At 38.1% G+C, this 16,539-nt stretch carries 13 protein-coding genes and 1 riboswitch; of the genes, 6 read left to right on the top strand and 7 right to left on the bottom strand.

All coding sequences use genetic code 11. The features are described 5' to 3' along the window. Window positions 1-369: 369 nt before the first annotated feature. Window positions 370-1,518: an acyl-CoA dehydrogenase family protein gene (locus ACIQZA_RS19870; protein WP_400940427.1), complete on the top strand. Its 1,149-nt coding sequence runs from the start codon at window positions 370-372 to the stop codon at window positions 1,516-1,518. 514 nt (window positions 1,519-2,032) lie between these two features. Here the strand turns inward: ACIQZA_RS19870 and ACIQZA_RS19865 are convergent. Genes ACIQZA_RS19865 through ACIQZA_RS19855 form a run of 3 tightly spaced genes read right to left on the bottom strand, consistent with a single transcriptional unit; the run spans window position 2,033 to window position 5,069 of the window. Next, entirely contained in the window at window positions 2,033-4,228 is a 2,196-nt protein-coding gene (locus ACIQZA_RS19865) for a sensor histidine kinase (RefSeq protein WP_400940424.1), read from the bottom strand. Between the two features lie 15 nt (window positions 4,229-4,243). Then, on the bottom strand, window positions 4,244-4,399 hold the full coding sequence (locus tag ACIQZA_RS19860) for a hypothetical protein (RefSeq protein ID WP_185903509.1): 156 nt from the start codon (window positions 4,397-4,399) through the stop codon (window positions 4,244-4,246). After that, a complete protein-coding gene (locus tag ACIQZA_RS19855; RefSeq protein WP_142509710.1) occupies window positions 4,377-5,069 on the bottom strand; it encodes a response regulator transcription factor in 693 nt (230 codons plus the stop codon). The genes ACIQZA_RS19860 and ACIQZA_RS19855 overlap by 23 nt, the downstream gene beginning before the upstream one ends. A 633-nt stretch (window positions 5,070-5,702) precedes the next feature. Here ACIQZA_RS19855 and ACIQZA_RS19850 point away from each other — a divergent pair. Beyond that, on the top strand, window positions 5,703-5,933 hold the full coding sequence (locus tag ACIQZA_RS19850; RefSeq protein ID WP_049667308.1) for a MerR family transcriptional regulator: 231 nt from the start codon (window positions 5,703-5,705) through the stop codon (window positions 5,931-5,933). Window positions 5,934-5,985: 52 nt separating this feature from the next. Here the strand turns inward: ACIQZA_RS19850 and ACIQZA_RS19845 are convergent, their stop codons facing one another. From ACIQZA_RS19845 to ACIQZA_RS19835, 3 genes are all read right to left on the bottom strand, one after another. After that, window positions 5,986-6,972 carry a homoserine dehydrogenase gene (locus tag ACIQZA_RS19845; protein WP_248718722.1) on the bottom strand — a complete coding sequence of 329 codons (987 nt, stop codon included), beginning with the start codon at window positions 6,970-6,972 and terminating at the stop codon, window positions 5,986-5,988. 966 nt (window positions 6,973-7,938) lie between these two features. Then, a complete protein-coding gene (locus tag ACIQZA_RS19840; RefSeq protein ID WP_400940419.1) occupies window positions 7,939-8,325 on the bottom strand; it encodes a hypothetical protein in 387 nt (128 codons plus the stop codon). Window positions 8,326-8,679: 354 nt separating this feature from the next. Then, window positions 8,680-9,981, bottom strand: coding sequence for an O-acetylhomoserine aminocarboxypropyltransferase/cysteine synthase family protein (locus ACIQZA_RS19835; RefSeq protein WP_400940416.1), 1,302 nt, complete (start codon window positions 9,979-9,981; stop codon window positions 8,680-8,682). 117 nt (window positions 9,982-10,098) lie between these two features. Continuing rightward, a riboswitch (SAM riboswitch) is annotated at window positions 10,099-10,211 on the bottom strand. A gap of 297 nt (window positions 10,212-10,508) precedes the next feature. On the opposite strand from ACIQZA_RS19835, the gene ACIQZA_RS19830 reads away from it, so the two are divergent. Together ACIQZA_RS19830 and ACIQZA_RS19825 are read left to right on the top strand one after the other, a co-directional pair. Continuing rightward, window positions 10,509-11,141, top strand: coding sequence for a glycerol-3-phosphate acyltransferase (locus ACIQZA_RS19830; protein ID WP_400940414.1), 633 nt, complete (start codon window positions 10,509-10,511; stop codon window positions 11,139-11,141). 463 nt (window positions 11,142-11,604) lie between these two features. Beyond that, entirely contained in the window at window positions 11,605-13,086 is a 1,482-nt protein-coding gene (locus ACIQZA_RS19825; protein WP_142509704.1) for a DASS family sodium-coupled anion symporter, read from the top strand. Between the two features lie 197 nt (window positions 13,087-13,283). Here the strand turns inward: ACIQZA_RS19825 and scpC are convergent, their stop codons facing one another. Then, a complete protein-coding gene (gene scpC / locus ACIQZA_RS19820) occupies window positions 13,284-14,804 on the bottom strand; it encodes a succinyl-CoA:acetate CoA-transferase ScpC (protein ID WP_402883488.1) in 1,521 nt (506 codons plus the stop codon). 353 nt (window positions 14,805-15,157) lie between these two features. On the opposite strand from scpC, the gene chrR reads away from it, so the two are divergent. Both chrR and ACIQZA_RS19810 read left to right on the top strand, forming a co-directional pair. Then, window positions 15,158-15,889: a class II chromate reductase ChrR gene (gene chrR, locus ACIQZA_RS19815; protein ID WP_400940407.1), complete on the top strand. Its 732-nt coding sequence runs from the start codon at window positions 15,158-15,160 to the stop codon at window positions 15,887-15,889. A gap of 197 nt (window positions 15,890-16,086) precedes the next feature. Beyond that, window positions 16,087-16,512, top strand: a complete 426-nt coding sequence (locus ACIQZA_RS19810) for a hypothetical protein (protein WP_402883490.1) — start codon at window positions 16,087-16,089, stop codon at window positions 16,510-16,512. Window positions 16,513-16,539: the final 27 nt, after the last annotated feature.

Here is a 16,539-nt window from a genome sequence, read left to right as displayed (position 1 = left end):
TTAAATTTGCATTAAGTATTCTTATTGAAAGTATGTAAGGGCAACCAATCTGCTCAATATATTGTACATTTTTCTTGTCATTTAATCGTATGATTTACATGACAATCTAATTAGGAAGGTGACAATATCGTAATCTAGGCAAATGATTGGATCTCTTCTGGTTTACAGTGAGACCTTGGAGCGCTTATCGGAAGCGCCTATGAATCAAATCATGTTATGTAAGACCCCTCCTTACAATTCACTATAATTATTAGATGATGTAAAAAAATCTATGAATAATATACTTTGATTTTTCCGAATTTTTAAGTAACATTGTAATTGCAAGAAAAAATTTACGCATGTACGGGAGAAAAAAGGGGTGTTGTTCATATGGCAAAATATAAATTTGAATCAACAGAGCATGAGTTATTTCGTAAAACCTTACGTAAGTTTTTAGCAGAAGAAGCTGAACCACACTATCCACAATGGGAGAAAGAGCATCTTATTCCACTTGAGTTTTGGCGTAAGCTTGGAGAAATGGGCTATCTATGCCCTCAAGTAGAAGAACAATACGGCGGTCTCGGACTAGATTTTAGTTTTGGCGTTATTATTCAAGAAGAGCTTGAGCGTGTAGGTTCGAGCCTTATTGGCGTTGGTCTGCATAACGATATTGTCGTTCCTTATATTGAAGCATACGGCTCAAATGAGCAAAAATCACGCTGGCTACCAAAATGTGTTACAGGCGAAAATATTACTGCAATTGCTATGACAGAGCCAGGTGCAGGTTCGGATTTGGCAAACATTCAAACAACTGCTATTCGTGATGGTGATTACTATATCGTCAACGGGCAAAAGACATTTATTACAAATGGTATTCATACAAATTTAGCAGTCGTTGCTGTAAAAACAAATCCTCAGGCAGAAAAAAAACATCGCGGTATTAGCCTCCTTGTCATCGAGGACGGGACGCCGGGCTTCACGAAAGGTCGCAAACTCGAAAAAGTTGGCATGCACGCGCAGGACACAGCAGAGCTTTATTTTGAGGATTGTCGTGTACCTGTAGAAAATCTCCTTGGCGAAGAAGGTAAAGGCTTTATCTATATGATGGAAAAGCTACAGCAAGAGCGTCTAGCAGTAGCCATCGCTGCGCAAACGGCTGCTGAGGACATGCTGGCCTTAACAATTGATTATGTAAAATCACGCAAAGCTTTCGGAAAATCAATTAGTGACTTCCAAAATACACAATTTAAAATAGCTGAAATGGCGACAAAAATTGAACTGGGCAAATCATTTTTAGAATCTTTAATAGAGGAACATATCGCAGGAAATGATGTTGTGACAAAAGTTTCGATGGCAAAATACTGGATAACGGAAAATGCACGCGAGCTTGCTATTCAGTGCATGCAGTTACATGGTGGCTACGGTTATATGGAGGAATACAAGATTGCTAGAAGATATCGAGATATTCCTGTCATGTCCATTTATGCAGGTACTAACGAAGTCATGAAAGTGATTATTGCCAAGAATTTAGGTTTATAACTTTGAACCTGAAATGTATTCTCTTCAGCAAGACGAGGGGATTGATTTCCTCCGTTCCTGCGAGCGCCCGATGAGTCGCTTCACTTCTTTACAAAATTCCAGCACAAATGATGTGTAAGTGTAGTGTTAGCGCATTGGCAGCGAATTAAAGCGAAGATCCGGGGTGACGGATTGTTGGGCTGGATCGACGGATGAATTGGCACAAGTGACGGTATAAAGAGCTGAAGTGACGGATAGAACCGTCTTAATCGTGGATAAGAACATCATATTCGCGGATAGAGCCGTCTTAATCGTGGATAGGACATAGTATCTGCGGATTGAACCGACAATCGTGGATTGGAACGTCAAATTCACGGATTGAACCGTCTTAATCGTGGATTGGAACGTCTTAGCTGCGGATAGAGCCGACAAAGTCGCGGATTGGAACGTCATATCCGTGGATTGAACGTCATTGCCGCGGATAACCCCGCCATACCAAAAAACAGCGGGCAAAATGTTTGCCGCTGTTCTTTGTCTATGCTGTTGGAATTCGAACAATTACTTTAAATAAATCTCCATCTACCTCTATACTCATACGAGCATCATGCAAATCTACAATGGATTGTGCTATGGCTAAGCCTAGCCCTGAGCCCTCTGTATGACGTGATGCATCAGCTCGCTTAAAGCGTTCAAATAACTCATCAGCATTCTCGCTAATTTCATATTTTGCAACATTCTTCACTGTGAATTCAGCATCACCTTCTGCCGTCCGTTTCAATGTTACATAAACACGTGTGCCTTCTAATGCATATTTCAAAACATTAACGATTAAATTATCGATTAATCTCCACCATTTTTGTCCATCCACATATGCGTAGATTGGCTCATGTGGTTTTGTCATGCGTAAATCTAAATGCGCCTGTGCTAAATCTTCCTCATGCTCCCCTACCGCCTGCTGTACAAGCTGGGTTAAATCAACTCGAGTGCGATGAAGCTCCATATTCCCACTCGCCATTTTAGACACTTCAAAAAGATCCTCAATCAGTAATTTTAGACGTTCTGATTTTTTATCAAGGATATGAATGTATTGCTTACGCTCTTCCTCTGTAACATCAGGATTTTTTAATAAATCTGTATACGTAATAATAGATGTTAACGGCGTGCGTAAGTCGTGACTAACATTCGTAATAAGCTCTGTTTTTAAACGCTCACTTTTTGCCTGTTCATGCATAGACGTGCGTACGCCGTCCCTTAAATGATTAAGATTTTCTGCATGCCCAGCGAGTGGTGATTTGCCCATTACCTTGACATCGCGATTTAAACGCCCTTCTGCCATGTCTTTCGTATCCTTCATAATTCGGTTTAAATAGCCCATTCTAGAAAGGAAGAGAATCATGGCTGGTATACCGATCATTGCACAGATGCCCAACATTAAAAAGGGGAATCCGCCACCTCCTACCATTGTGGCAACAAGGCTGCCACCACCGAAAAACGCTGCCCCAATCATTACAATGGAATGTAATGCAATGGAACGATTTATAAATAAATCTGTGATTGATCCGCCAAGTGACCATAAATAGCTAGCTTTTAAGTCTTCTTTTAATTTCTGTGTTGTATTCACTCGATCATACAACCAAATAAGCTGTACAAAGAACAGCATTGCAATAATGATTAAGGCACCTATTTTAAACAGCAAACTAATTAAGTAATGTACATAGTTAGATTGATAAGGGACAAACTCAATCGATTCAAAAGCAATTTCAGATGCTATAAAATATATGAATGCACTTATTATTAATAATCCAATCGGGTAGTCAATTTTCATCTTTGCAAGAGCTTCTTTTTCCTTTAAACCTTGTACCATCTGCAGTACTTCTTTACGCCCTTTCCATGCAAAAATAGCTGCCACAATACTCGTTAGCCATATAAAGTAGAACATGTATTGATTGCGTGTAAAATGGTCATATCCTCCCAAGATATCGACTGTTTGGGCTGATTTTTTTGAAATGGTTATGATACCAGTGTAATCAGAAGTTTCCCTCAAATCCTCTATATCCACGTAGCTATCGGCCCGGTAAACAAATTGGTTTAAATTATCAAGTATATTCCAAGCAGTTAATGGGTGTTGTCCGTTATACTTAATTTTGAACGCACTACTATCCGAAACATCACCGGAACGATATGTTTTGCCTGTTTCAATGTTCGTTAATTCATAAGACCAATAATTATAATTTTTCGCAAAACTCTTTGCTTCTTCATTTGCTGCCTTTATATATTGATCAACAAGCTCTTCCTTTTGAGCTAGGATTTTTTTACGGACATGCTCATCATCCTCAAAATTACTCGTAATATCTTTAATTATTGCATCCCGCTCTTTCTCAAGCTTGGCTTTTAATTCCGTTGCATTTACATTAGCAGCTTCTTGAATACGTCCTTCATATTGAGTTTTAATACTATCTATCTGTTCTCCTAATGTTCCATAGCGATTACGATGTTCCTCTATTTCACTTTGTGTAACTACAATTTTTCTTTTCAAATCCTCAGCTATTGGCATGTTCAACACTAATGGTCCTAATTCTGACTGAAAATTATCAAGTTCATGCTGGAAATTTTCAGATTGAAAATACGACTTTCCAATATATTGGTACCCGATCTTAGAGAACGTAAATATACCGAAAATTACCCAGATTAAACATATAAGAACGAGAAGAGGTTTCCAATTTTTCAACATACTTTTAACTCCTCTCTAAAAAATTTTCTCAAGTAATTGTAACATCCCCGAAGAGCGTGAAGTTACTATTTGATAGGCATACACACCGAAATAAATTAGTCCAATAACCCCTGCTACAAACCCTGCAATTGTAACATACTGCTCTATTTTATTTTTCCATTTTATAGCCAACGCCCCACACCACCTTTAAATAGCGTGGATTTTTCGGATCTGCTTCGATTTTTTCACGTATTTTTCGAATGTGTACAGCCACAATATTTTCTGCATTGTAAGCTTCCTCATTCCACACACGCTCATAAATCTCTCTTATCGAAAATACACGCCCTACATTTTTCATTAATAATTCCGTAATCTTATATTCGATTGGTGTTAATCGAACAGGCTCACCTTCTAAAATGACTTCCTTTGCATCTTCATCTAATACAAGTCCGTCGATTTCCACCTTTGCTGCTCCCTCATTGTACGTCCCAAGTTGTACATAACGTCGCAGCTGAGATTTCACTCGAGCCAACAACTCTAGCGGATGAAAAGGCTTTGTGACGTAATCATCAGCGCCTACAGACAAGCCATGAATTTTGTCGCCATCCTCCGCCTTTGCACTAAGCATAATAATTGGAATATTGCGCTCTTCTCTAATTTTAAATGTTGCTGTAATTCCATCCATATTTGGCATCATAATATCTAAAATAATTAAATGTACTTCATTGTTTTCTAATTTTCCGAGTGCCTCTAAGCCGTCAGCAGCTTTAATGACATTGTAGCCTTCATTCTTTAAATAGATTTCAATACCATCACGAATATCTTGATCATCGTCTGTTACAAGAACTGTTAGTTTCGTCATGATATACACCTCGCTCTCAATTAATAGTGTACCTTTTAAATCTTAAAAACCGGTTAGTATAAAAATGAAGAATTTCTTAAGGTTTTAACTTTGGCGGGTGTCACGGAATCGAAAAGGAATTCACAAAAGGATGTTCGCCGTTATCACAGGACGTGATGGTTTTAGCCTTCGCTTCGTTCCCCATCGCTAATCCCCAAGGAGTAGGCTAGTCTAATTCCCCCAGGATAGCCCCTTCCCCATTGTTAACATAGTTGATGTTCCCCACATCTTTGTCGCAAAATTTCCAAAGTTTACATTCTAAAGCATCACAAAAGACAGGAGAGAGCTACCAAACGTTACAATGGTTCCAATAGCTACACCTGTAAGACGAATTGATGAGAAAAAAAGACCTTGAATAACGCAGCGAAAATGTCCATTTCCTTGAACATTTCAGACAGCTCATTTTACATTGCAAAATGGTAATAGCTAATCATCATTATTGCCCCCTTAACCGTCACAACTCATTAACATTAATAATACAGATTTATCCAAAATCAAACAATTACCATTTTCCTTTTTCTTTCATTTATTAACCCATAGTAGGCTTTCTATTAAATGGAGGTTATAATAAAAACAATAAAAGGAGCGAAATTTATGTATAAAACAATTGAAGAAACAGCCATCGAACTTGGTATGCCAGAGGATCAAGTACTTCGCCTAGTTTACGAGGGCCGTATTCGTTCAGTATACGACGGAGACCAAATACTAATTAATAGCGGGCAATTTAGCACTTATTTTGAGCAGTTAGATCGTATTAAAGAGGAAATAGAGATTTGGCGGAATACACCTATTCCAGAGGATATCGATGTTAAAGATGAGGATTAAAAAAATGCCTATCATTCAAACAAGTAGAACATTGTTGAATGATAGGCTTCTATTATATTGTTACGACAAATCCAGCTCGCTTACCGATAATTTCCGCATAATCCTCAACCATTACACTAGCTGTTGGATACATGCCTGCCCCAGGTCCAACTAGCGTCAATGTGCCAATATAATTAGTATCTAATGCCACAGCATTATTGACATCATCAACTGGATAAAGTGGATGTTCTTTATCAACTAATTGCGGGCCAACCTTTGCAACCACTTTACCATCTGCTAGTTTCTCAACCTCAGCAACGTGGCGGTAACGCAAGCCTTTTTCACATGCTTCTTTTACTTGTTCTGCTGAAATACTATCAATACCTACTACTTCGACGTCAGCCCAGTCTGGTTGTTCTCCAAATGCCAAAGCACTTAAAATCATTAATTTTTTAAAGGCATCCTGTCCTGAAATATCATTATAAGGATCTGCCTCTGCATAGCCTAAATTTTGCGCTTCTTTTAGTGCAGTTTCGAACGACCAGCCTTGTGAACGCATTTTCGTTAAAATATAGTTGGATGTCCCATTTAAAACACCCTGAATACGACTAACATCATTGACAAGCAAAATGTTTTTCATCGTTTTAATAACTGGTACACCGCCAGCAGTCGTTGCCTCAAAGCCTACAAAAACACCGTTTGCTTTTGCAAGATCCTGTAGCTCCAAGCCTCGTTTTGCAAACATTACTTTGTTAGCGGTGATGACATGACATTTATGTTCCACAGCGCGCTTTAAATAAGTAAATGCTGGCTCCTCATTGACAATCGCCTCAAAAACAACCTGCATACCTGGTTCTGCTAAGACTTCATCCATACTAGTTGTCATTAAATGCGCTGTGCCTGGTACACGTTCACGGCTAGTATCTGTAACTAAAATTTTTGCTACTTCTAGCTCAATTCCTAATTTATTTTTAAGCTCTTCACGCTTTTCGTTTAATATATGGTAAATTCCTTGACCTACCGTTCCAAATCCTAATATAGCTGCCTTTATAGTTGCCATTGTTGTATTCCCTCCAACTTACATTCCGCAGTTTCATTAAATTTATTTCGTCTCAGCTTAATTCGGACATATTTTGAATTGTGCGCCGACTTTACAAAGCAGGTCAATTTGCCGTGTTTCCAACACTTCGTTTTCAAACAGATATTTAGGTTAAGTCATCTAACCTTCGCTACAAAAAATATTCTGAATGAAGCTAAAAAACCTTTGAAACACACACAAATTCAAATAATTCAAAATTCAACTTAAAGAAAATTGTAACGTAAATACTTACATTGCACAAGAAAAATCTTTCTAGGATGGACATTTGTTTTCTGTAGACGTGCAAAAGAAATCGTTCTCATCCCTTTTATTATATGATTTTTCACTCGAATCTATAATGATGGAACAATTATTGACTTTTCTTTATCAATTGTGCCTCGGCATAATTGTGTCCGGAATCGGCTTTGTGCTTGCACAAAAAACTCCTTCCCGATTCCATGGCATCCACCGGAGGCTTTAGGCCAATATGATGTTGGTCACTCAGTCGTTGTTGTTGTTGCTGTCGCTTCGCTTTCGCACAGACAAAACCGTGTTGCTGTCGCTTCGCTTTCGCACAGATAAATTGCCACAGGACGTGGCGCTCTTAGACTGAGTTCCTTTATTTCAGCGCATGTCTTTTGTACCGAAAGCGTAGCGACAGGTACAGATGTTTGCAAACCCGCTGAAAAGAAACTTAACTACGTATTAATCTCACCAACTATAAATGTGAGAGACTTCTGTAACTGCACTTCCATTACAAATATATTTGCTGAAAGAAGTTAAAAAACAAATGCCTTTCTTCTATTATATATATGTATGTAAAGACATTCATAAAAATTGTTCTTTTGAAATATATTAATAAAAATTTTTTCTGTATATTTTCATCGTCTAATTTAAAAAGCTCATTCCCTGTAGCAGCAGAGAATGAGCCAAAAATATGAGGGATAATTAACTAGCGTTGGCTAGCAATTTATAACGATATTGTGTTAAAGCTTGTTGAACTAATCCTATTTCCTCCCACGTATAATTTGGTATTGCATACGTACGTTCAACTAATTGGAATGTACCGTATTTTAAATAATACTCTGTCGCAGGAAGAGGAATATGATTTGCTCCATAGCTTTCATAAGCTTCGAAAACTTCTTTTACTGTATAGCCTTCCTCTTTGACATAGACCATTTCATTAAAAGCAGAATGTCCAAAGTTCTCTTGCCATTTACGTTCAACTGACGCAAGTATGTTTTGAATGGACATGTTGTTCACAAACACATGACCTTCATTTAATTCATAAATAAGATAAGATGCAATGTTTTGCGCACTATACACATTTCCCATTTAAAACACTCCTTTATCATCAGTTTTGTAGAAAGAGTAGCTACTGGCTGAGTAACTACTCCTCTTCATCTATTCAAAAGTGGGGGAGCACTTATGAAACTAAATTAGTTTAAGCATTAATTGAAAACATTGGTTCTAGGTTGGTAGCCCTTCGAACACTTTTCTTATTTCCTAGTATAAAACAAGGAATTAAGAAAATCAATAATACTTATAAAATTACTAGGTATTAATTTTCAGCTTCTTCACCAAATGAGGAGAGCGGATGATGTAGCAACGTTTGACGCATTACCAAATGAGGCCTATCGAATGAGAAAATACGTAAACGCTACAACATTAGCCAATGTCCTTTATTTATTAAGCTTCTACTTTTTGTTGTGAAGCTGTTACTTGTTCAATAGCTTGTTCTAAATCTTCAATGATGTCCTCTACTGCCTCTAAACCGATGGATAAGCGAATGAGCGACTCGGTTACGCCAGTTTGGATTAGCTCTTCAGCAGATAGTTGCTGATGTGTAGTAGATGCTGGATGAATAATTAATGATTTCGCATCCCCTACATTTGCTACGTGCGAGAATAATTTCACACTATCTATTAATTTACGCCCTGCTTCACGTCCACCTTTAATACCAAATGTAAGCACTGAACCGAAGCCATTTTTTAAATATTTTTTAGCTAAATTATAGGTAGGGAAATCTTCTAAGCCGTTGTAATTTACATATTCCACAGATGGGTGGTTTCGTAAATATTCAGCTACCGCTAATGCATTTTCATTGTGTTTAGGAATACGCAAATGAAGCGTTTCTAAACCTTGTAATAAATTAAATGCTGCATCTGCACTTAATGTTGGACCAAAGTCGCGTAGTAATTGCACACGCAATTTTGTGGCGAATGCTGCCTCTGCTGTGTCAATACCATAACGTAAACCGTGATAAGAAGCATCTGGCTCAGTAAAACCTGGGAAACGGCCACGAGTCCAATCGAACTTCCCTGCATCTACTACAACGCCACCTAACGTTGTTCCGTGGCCACCAATCCATTTTGTTGCGGAATGAACAACAATATCTGCACCGTAGTCAATTGGTGTAGAGCCATATGGTGAAGCAAATGTGCTATCAATAATTAATGGCAAGCCGTTTTCATGTGCTATATTTGCTACTGCTTCAATATCTAGTACCTTTAAACTTGGGTTACCGTAAATTTCAGCGAACACGGCCTTTGTTTTATCAGTAATAGCTGCTCGGAAATTTTCTGGATTTGTTTCGTCTACAAAAATCGTTTTAATACCGTAGTTTGGTAGTGTGTTGGCGAATAAATTATAAGTACCTCCGTATAAAGAGCTACCTGCAACGATTTCATCGCCTGCCCCTACAAGATTTAAAATGGAGAATGCGATAGCTGCTGCACCAGATGAAAGTGCTACCGCTGCTGTACCGCCTTCTAATAAAGCGACGCGTTTTTCAAAAACATCTACAGTTGGGTTTGTAATTCGTGTGTAAATATTGCCGGCTTCCTCTAAGGCAAAAAGACGTTGCGCATGAGCAGTGTCTTTAAAAACGAAAGCCGTTGAGCGATATATCGGTACTGTTCGTGATCCTGTTACCGGGTCTGGCTCTTGGCCACCGTGTAACAGCAATGTTTCTGGTTTAAATTTTGTCATTGTATACCTCCAAATGGTTATTTTTTTACGATGGTACCGGAGATGAGGAGGATTTTTTTAGTAGAAAACAAAAACCCTCTTCAGCTAAGAAGAGGGTTGCGGCTGCAAGTTTTCCTCCCCTTATCTGCCAGATCCAATAAGAATCTGTAGGAATTAGCACCTTAGCAAGTTCATCACTTACTGGTTGCCGGGCATCATAGGGCCTATCCCTCCGCCGCTCTTGATAAGAGTATGAGATTCAATTTCCATCGTTGTTACACAGTATAAACATAGACTTTTTCACTGTCAATACTAAAATTTTATTTTTTCTGAAACTTCCGTCTGCTTTTTTACGTAATACGAACGCATACACTATTTTGATATTTATTGTTTTTATCACCAAAATGTGGGGTTGATTACAGTTCCGACTATGTGCTCTCCTAGGGGCGCCCAGTCTCCACTCCAATCAACTTTAGGGCATATGTTATAACAAACGTCATTCCTAACTTTTAGTGACGAGCCTATTTTATTTTGAAAGGAGAATTTTTATGATAAAAGCCGTTATTATTTTTCTTCTTGTTGGTTATTTGATTGGCTGTATTCACGGCTCTAAAGTTGCTCAGTTTTTATCTGGGGTAGATTTAAAAAAGACTGGTCATGGCAATGCAGGTGCCTCTAACGCAACACTTTCCCTTGGCTGGAAATACGGCATATTAGTTGCACTGATCGATATCAGCAAAGGCGTTGCAGCTATAAACTGTGCACATGCCTATTTAGCAGATATAACACAATTAACAGAAGTACAAGTTTGGTTCTTCACGTATATTGTAGCTGCCGGTGTCATTCTAGGTCATAATTTCCCATTTTATATGGGCTTCAATGGCGGTAAAGGAACTGCTTCAATCATAGGGATATTACTTGCGATTGATTGGACAATTGGCTTATTTGCACTCATTTTATTTGTTATTTTATCTTTCGTAACGAACTATTTAATTGTCGGTGTACTTGAGTTTTATCTCGTTTTCTGTACAGCCACATATTTATGGATTCCTGGAACAGTCCCAACGATTATAGCCCTATTACTTTTTGGTATAGCCATCATTTTACATATCGAAAATATTAAGCGATTGCTGCTAGGAACTGAGCCTAAAGTGACTTCAGCATTCAAAAAGAAAAAATAAGGATCATCACCAAAACGTGTGGTTGATTTCCGTTCCGACTGGGTGCTTTGTTGCTGCCGCTTCGCTTTCGCACAGAAAACATCCGCTGCGCTGCAGGGTCTCGGGCCAACACGATGTTGGTCACGAAGGCGTTATCACAGGATGTGATGCTTTTAGTCTTCGTTCCTCTATCGCTGATCCCCTAGGAGTCGCCCAGCCTCCACTCCAATCAACTATTTACATAGTAGACGTTTTAACAAAAGTCATCCACAACTTTTGGTGATGAATCAAAAATAATATCTTTTGGATATTTTTGTCTTTTCTATGACCGTCTATTTGCTCGCAACTGCCCATTATCGCTATAAATAGAGAGTATTTCACATACTAGTTTTTTTACAATAAATAGACAAATTAACTTTCTTAATAAAGCATTTTACTAGCCGATGTGAAAATTACAGTCATGTTTAAGAAAGGATGAAAAGGTATGTCTACTTCTGAACAAGCAAAACCAAAACGTAATTTGAAACCACTCTGGATTGGATTAGCCTTCGCTTCATTAATCATCATTACTTTTTTACCTAACAACGGTGATTTACCTGTAGCCGGACAACGCGCTTTAGCTATTTTAGCTTTTGCGGTCATCCTTTGGGTTACAGAGGCAGTATCCTACCCTGTTAGCTCTGCTATGATTATTGCTCTCGTTACAATCTTATTAGGGTTAGCTCCATCAATGGAAGATTCAACGAGAGAGCTAGGCACTTCAGATGCATTAAAATTAGCATTAAGTGGATTTAGTAATTCAGCAGTAGCACTAGTAGCCGCAGCACTTTTCCTAGCGGCAGCCATGCAGATTACCAATTTACATAAAAGACTTGCGCTATGGATTCTTTCACTCGTAGGGACAAAAACGAAAGCCATTGTATTCGGTGCTATTTTAGTATCTATTGCACTCGCATTCTTTGTCCCTTCTGCTACTGCACGTGCAGGCGCAGTTGTGCCAATACTACTTGGAATGGTAGCAGCATTTGGTTTACAACGTGATAGTCGGCTTGCTGCTCTACTTGTCATTACCTCTGTGCAAGCTGTCTCTATTTGGAATATCGGTATAAAGACGGCAGCAGCTCAAAATATGGTCGCTTTAAACTTCATCAAAGAACAGTTTGGTGTGGATATTTCTTGGGGTGCTTGGTTACTTTATGCTGCTCCCTTCTCAATCATCATGTCAGTCGCTCTATTTTTCATTATGATTACACTAATTAAGCCTGAAACAAGTAATATTGCAGGTGGTAGAGAAGTAATAAAAAAACAGCTTGCGGAACTTGGTCCATTAAAGGCTCCTGAAATTCGATTAATCATAACATCAGTAGTTTTACTATTTTTCTGGGCTGCTGAGGGCAAACTTCACCCATTCGATACGACAACTGTCACAATCGTTGCAATCGCCATTTTATTAATGCCAAAAATCGGAGTCTATTCATGGAAGCAAGTTGAACCACATATTCCTTGGGGGACAATTATCGTCTTCGCTGTAGGAATTATGCTAGGCACGGTCTTGCTTAATACAAAAGGTGCATCGTGGTTATCTGATAAAGTATTCGGTTCACTTGGTTTAGATTCTATGCCAATTCTTGCAACAATCGCGCTTGTTACTTTATTTAATATTCTTATTCATTTAGGCTTTGCGAGTGCAACAAGCTTAGCATCTGCGCTTGTACCTGTATTTATCGTTTTAGCCTCAACATTAACGACTAATGTCGATCAGGTTGGTTTCGTTATCGTACAACAATTCGTCATTAGCTTCGGCTTCCTCTTACCTATTAGCGCACCGCAAAATATGCTTGCGTATGGGACAGGAGCCTTTACAACAAAAGATTTCTTAAAATCCGGTATACCATTAACGATTATTGGATACATTCTAGTTCTTTTATTTTCTGCAACATATTGGAAATGGATTGGATTACTGTAAGGAAGCCAGGGTTTTTTTAAACAACTGAGGGGATTACCTAATCACTTCCCAGGCTTACCTTATCACTTTTCCGGTCTACCCGATTACTTCCCAGCTTACCTGATTCACTTCTCGAGGATGCTTTTGGATTTCATTTTTAACAAATTAAAAGCCTTGAAGGAACAAGTCAACTGTCCTTCAAGGCTTTTATTACTTTATTATTTCGATAAAGCTGGATTTTTCATCGTACCATTTTTTGCGTAATTCACATGCCATGAGAGCGCTTTTTCTAGATTGTGTGGCGTATGGTGTCCACCTGTTGCTTCATTAGCATCATTAAAATACTTCCATAATTGCTCACGATATTCCGGATGTGCACAGTGATCGATAATGAGGCCAACCCGTTCTTTTGGAGCAAGTCCACGTAGGTCTGCTACTCCCTGCTCTGTGACGATTACGTCTACATCATGCTCTGTATGGTCTACATGTGAGACCATTGGAACGATACTAGAAATATTTCCACCTTTCGCGTAAGATTTCGTGACGAAAATACCTAATCTCGCATTACGTGCAAAGTCCCCGGAGCCGCCGATTCCATTCATCATTTTTGTGCCAGAAACATGCGTAGAATTCACATTCCCATAAATGTCTACCTCTAGCGCTGTATTAACAGAAATTAACCCGAGTCGGCGAATAATTTCTGGTTGGTTAGAAATTTCTTGCGGACGTAATACTAGTTTATCTGCATATTTTTCAAAATTACCATAAACTCGGTTTCCAACTTCCTCAGAAAGGGTAATAGAAGTAGCAGATGCAAAGTTTACCTTCCCTGCATCAATTAATTCGAATACTGCATCTTGCAGTACTTCTGAATATACTTCTAAGTTCTCAAACTCAGAATCTTTAAAGCCTAATAAAACAGCATTTGCTACTGAGCCTACACCTGATTGAATGGGTCTTAAGCTTGTTGTTAAACGACCTACTTTAATTTCTTCACGTAGGAAGTTTAATAAATGATTGGCCATAATACCTGTTTCTTCATCTGCGGGAACAATCGTTGATGGTGCATCTAAAATATCTGAAATCACAATGCCTTTTACTTTATCTAAATCTAGTGGTATACCAACTGTGCCAAGCCGATCGGATACATGTTGTAATGGAATCGGATCACGTTTCCCCTGTGGTCCCGGTACAAAAATATCATGGACACCCTCTAATGCATCAAGCTGAGCTATGTTCAACTCAATGATGATTTGGTCTGCTTCTTGCACAAAAATAGGAGAGTTACCAACTGAAGTAGTAGGAATTAGTAAGCCGTCTTCTGTAATAGCAGCCGCTTCAATAATCGCAAAATCAATAGGACCAATAATCCCTTGGCGCACTAGCTCCGCATTATGTGATAAATGCGCATCAACAAATGAAATTTCGCCACTGTTGATTTTGTTACGAATACCGGCATCTGCTTGGAAAGGTCCACGTTTACGAATAACGCCAGCTTCTGCTAAGTATTGGTCAACTTCCGGGCCAAGTGATGCACCTGTATATACATCTACCTTGAAGCTCTCTTTTTTAGCTTTCTCCACAAGTGCAAGGGGCACCACTTTAACATCACCAGCACGTGTAAAGCCGCTCATCCCAAGTACCATACCATCCTTAATCCAAGACGCTGCTTCTTCTGCTGTTACAACCTTGCTCCGTAGCTGTTCATTACGAAGCTTTTTCGCCAACTTTTCTGCCATCCCTCTTCCCCCATCCCACTTTATTTTGTTTAACTAAATTACTCGGTTTAATTTTTATGGTATAGTCATCCAATTATTATAAATCCAACCAAATAAACCGTCCGTATATAATTTTAAACTATTTAGAATTTTTAATCTATAACTAACGAAATATTTTATATTACGAGAAATTTTATGCATTCGCAAATTATTCAAAAATAATTTTCAACACCTTCTAATAAATTTTACCTTGGTGTAATTGTAGCTGTCGCTTTGCTTTCACTACAAAAATATTTCCTGAAGAAAGATAAATTCGATTTTGAAGAAGAAGCGTGATATGCTCTTGTTATATAAAGGGGAAAAGGAGATTTTAAATGGTTAAAGAATTATTACAGAACCACTCCTCGGTTCGTATTTATGATGGAAATCCGATTTCAAAAGAAATTATAGAAGAATTAATTTCTACTGCACAAATGGCTGCTACTTCCCATTTCGTACAAGCTTATAGTGTAATTTGGGTAACAGATGCAGAGAAAAAAGAAAAATTAGGGTTGCTCTCTGGTAACCCTCGTCAATACGAAACTTCTGGCGGTGCCTTTGTCTTCTGTGTAGATTTCAAGCGTCTGCAATCAGCAGGTAAATTAGAAGGTGTAGATATTGTGGCTGATTCGGCAGAAAACGTACTTGTTGGAGTAGCTGATGTATCATTATTCGCTCAAAACTTTGTCGTTGCTGCGGAATCAATGGGATATGGGATTTGTTACATTGGAGGCGTACGTAATAAACCTGAAGAAATAAGCGAATTATTCAATCTACCTGACTATGTTTTCCCACTTTTCGGCTTAACAATTGGGGTTCCTGCTCGTCGTAATGAAGTAAAACCTCGTTTACCGGTTGCAGCAGTATTACATGAAAATGAATACAATGCAGACAAATACGAGGAGCTTTTACCAGCTTACAACGACACAATGGAAACATACTATAATAATCGCTCATCCAATCGAAAAATTGATAATTGGACAAAGCAAATGGCTGATTTTTTAATTGAACAGCGCCGTCCTCACATTAATGAATTTTTAGCAAAAAAAGGTTTCAGTTGGAAATAATGTTGTCGGCAAACTGTGTGGAGTTACTATCGTATGATAGTAACTTCACTTTTCATTATCCGCTCTGTACACCTAGTATTTTTGTCCAAATCAATATGTTAAATTTAGGTATAAATTAAACAAAAAGACTCTTTCCTTTTCAAACAATTCCATTAATACTAATAGATGACCGCTATGTGAAAAGGAGTTATGTATAAATGTCCTATGTCAATAAACATCTTGCTCGTACATTAGAACAACAACATAAGCGAAGTGTAAGAGGTTTATTTTTAAAAATTCAAGACTTAAATAATGAGTGTACTTTATTAAGAAAACGACTTGAACCACATATCGACTTAGTTGTTTATAAAGATCCTATTAATTATGTGAATCAATTCGTTTCCCACACTACCATCCTCAACTTAAAATTTATTACAAATACACAAAATCTAGAGGTCGTGGTGTTACATGCACTTTTATTAGCACATATATTAGAAAACGAAGATTCTTATACTTTTGAATTTGAACATCATTTACTTCAAGGGTACATTCATGAAATATTTACGTTAAACGATCATGCGAAAGCACTTTTTACTAATCACCAGGAAAAGATGCTTCACTATATGGAATCTCAGCCAACATAAAAAGAGACGATCTTCGTAGCATAGTAC

The sequence above is a fragment of the Lysinibacillus sp. NPDC096382 genome (assembly GCF_044762845.1).
Taxonomy (GTDB): Bacteria; Bacillota; Bacilli; order Bacillales_A; family Planococcaceae; genus Lysinibacillus.
Note: the sequence above shows the minus strand (reverse complement) of the source record. Positions and strands in the feature narration are given on the sequence as shown.

What these genes read in the sequence shown, in the direction of transcription:
- ACIQZA_RS19870 (WP_400940427.1), top strand. Translation starts at nt 370, where the DNA reads ATGGCAAAATATAAATTTGAATCAACAGAGCATGAGTTATTTCGTAAA.
- ACIQZA_RS19865 (WP_400940424.1), bottom strand. Translation starts at nt 4,228, where the DNA reads ATGTTGAAAAATTGGAAACCTCTTCTCGTTCTTATATGTTTAATCTGG.
- ACIQZA_RS19855 (WP_142509710.1), bottom strand. Translation starts at nt 5,069, where the DNA reads ATGACGAAACTAACAGTTCTTGTAACAGACGATGATCAAGATATTCGT.
- ACIQZA_RS19850 (WP_049667308.1), top strand. Translation starts at nt 5,703, where the DNA reads ATGTATAAAACAATTGAAGAAACAGCCATCGAACTTGGTATGCCAGAG.
- ACIQZA_RS19845 (WP_248718722.1), bottom strand. Translation starts at nt 6,972, where the DNA reads ATGGCAACTATAAAGGCAGCTATATTAGGATTTGGAACGGTAGGTCAA.
- ACIQZA_RS19840 (WP_400940419.1), bottom strand. Translation starts at nt 8,325, where the DNA reads ATGGGAAATGTGTATAGTGCGCAAAACATTGCATCTTATCTTATTTAT.
- ACIQZA_RS19835 (WP_400940416.1), bottom strand. Translation starts at nt 9,981, where the DNA reads ATGACAAAATTTAAACCAGAAACATTGCTGTTACACGGTGGCCAAGAG.
- ACIQZA_RS19830 (WP_400940414.1), top strand. Translation starts at nt 10,509, where the DNA reads ATGATAAAAGCCGTTATTATTTTTCTTCTTGTTGGTTATTTGATTGGC.
- ACIQZA_RS19825 (WP_142509704.1), top strand. Translation starts at nt 11,605, where the DNA reads ATGTCTACTTCTGAACAAGCAAAACCAAAACGTAATTTGAAACCACTC.
- scpC (WP_402883488.1), bottom strand. Translation starts at nt 14,804, where the DNA reads ATGGCAGAAAAGTTGGCGAAAAAGCTTCGTAATGAACAGCTACGGAGC.
- chrR (WP_400940407.1), top strand. Translation starts at nt 15,158, where the DNA reads ATGGTTAAAGAATTATTACAGAACCACTCCTCGGTTCGTATTTATGAT.
- ACIQZA_RS19810 (WP_402883490.1), top strand. Translation starts at nt 16,087, where the DNA reads ATGTCCTATGTCAATAAACATCTTGCTCGTACATTAGAACAACAACAT.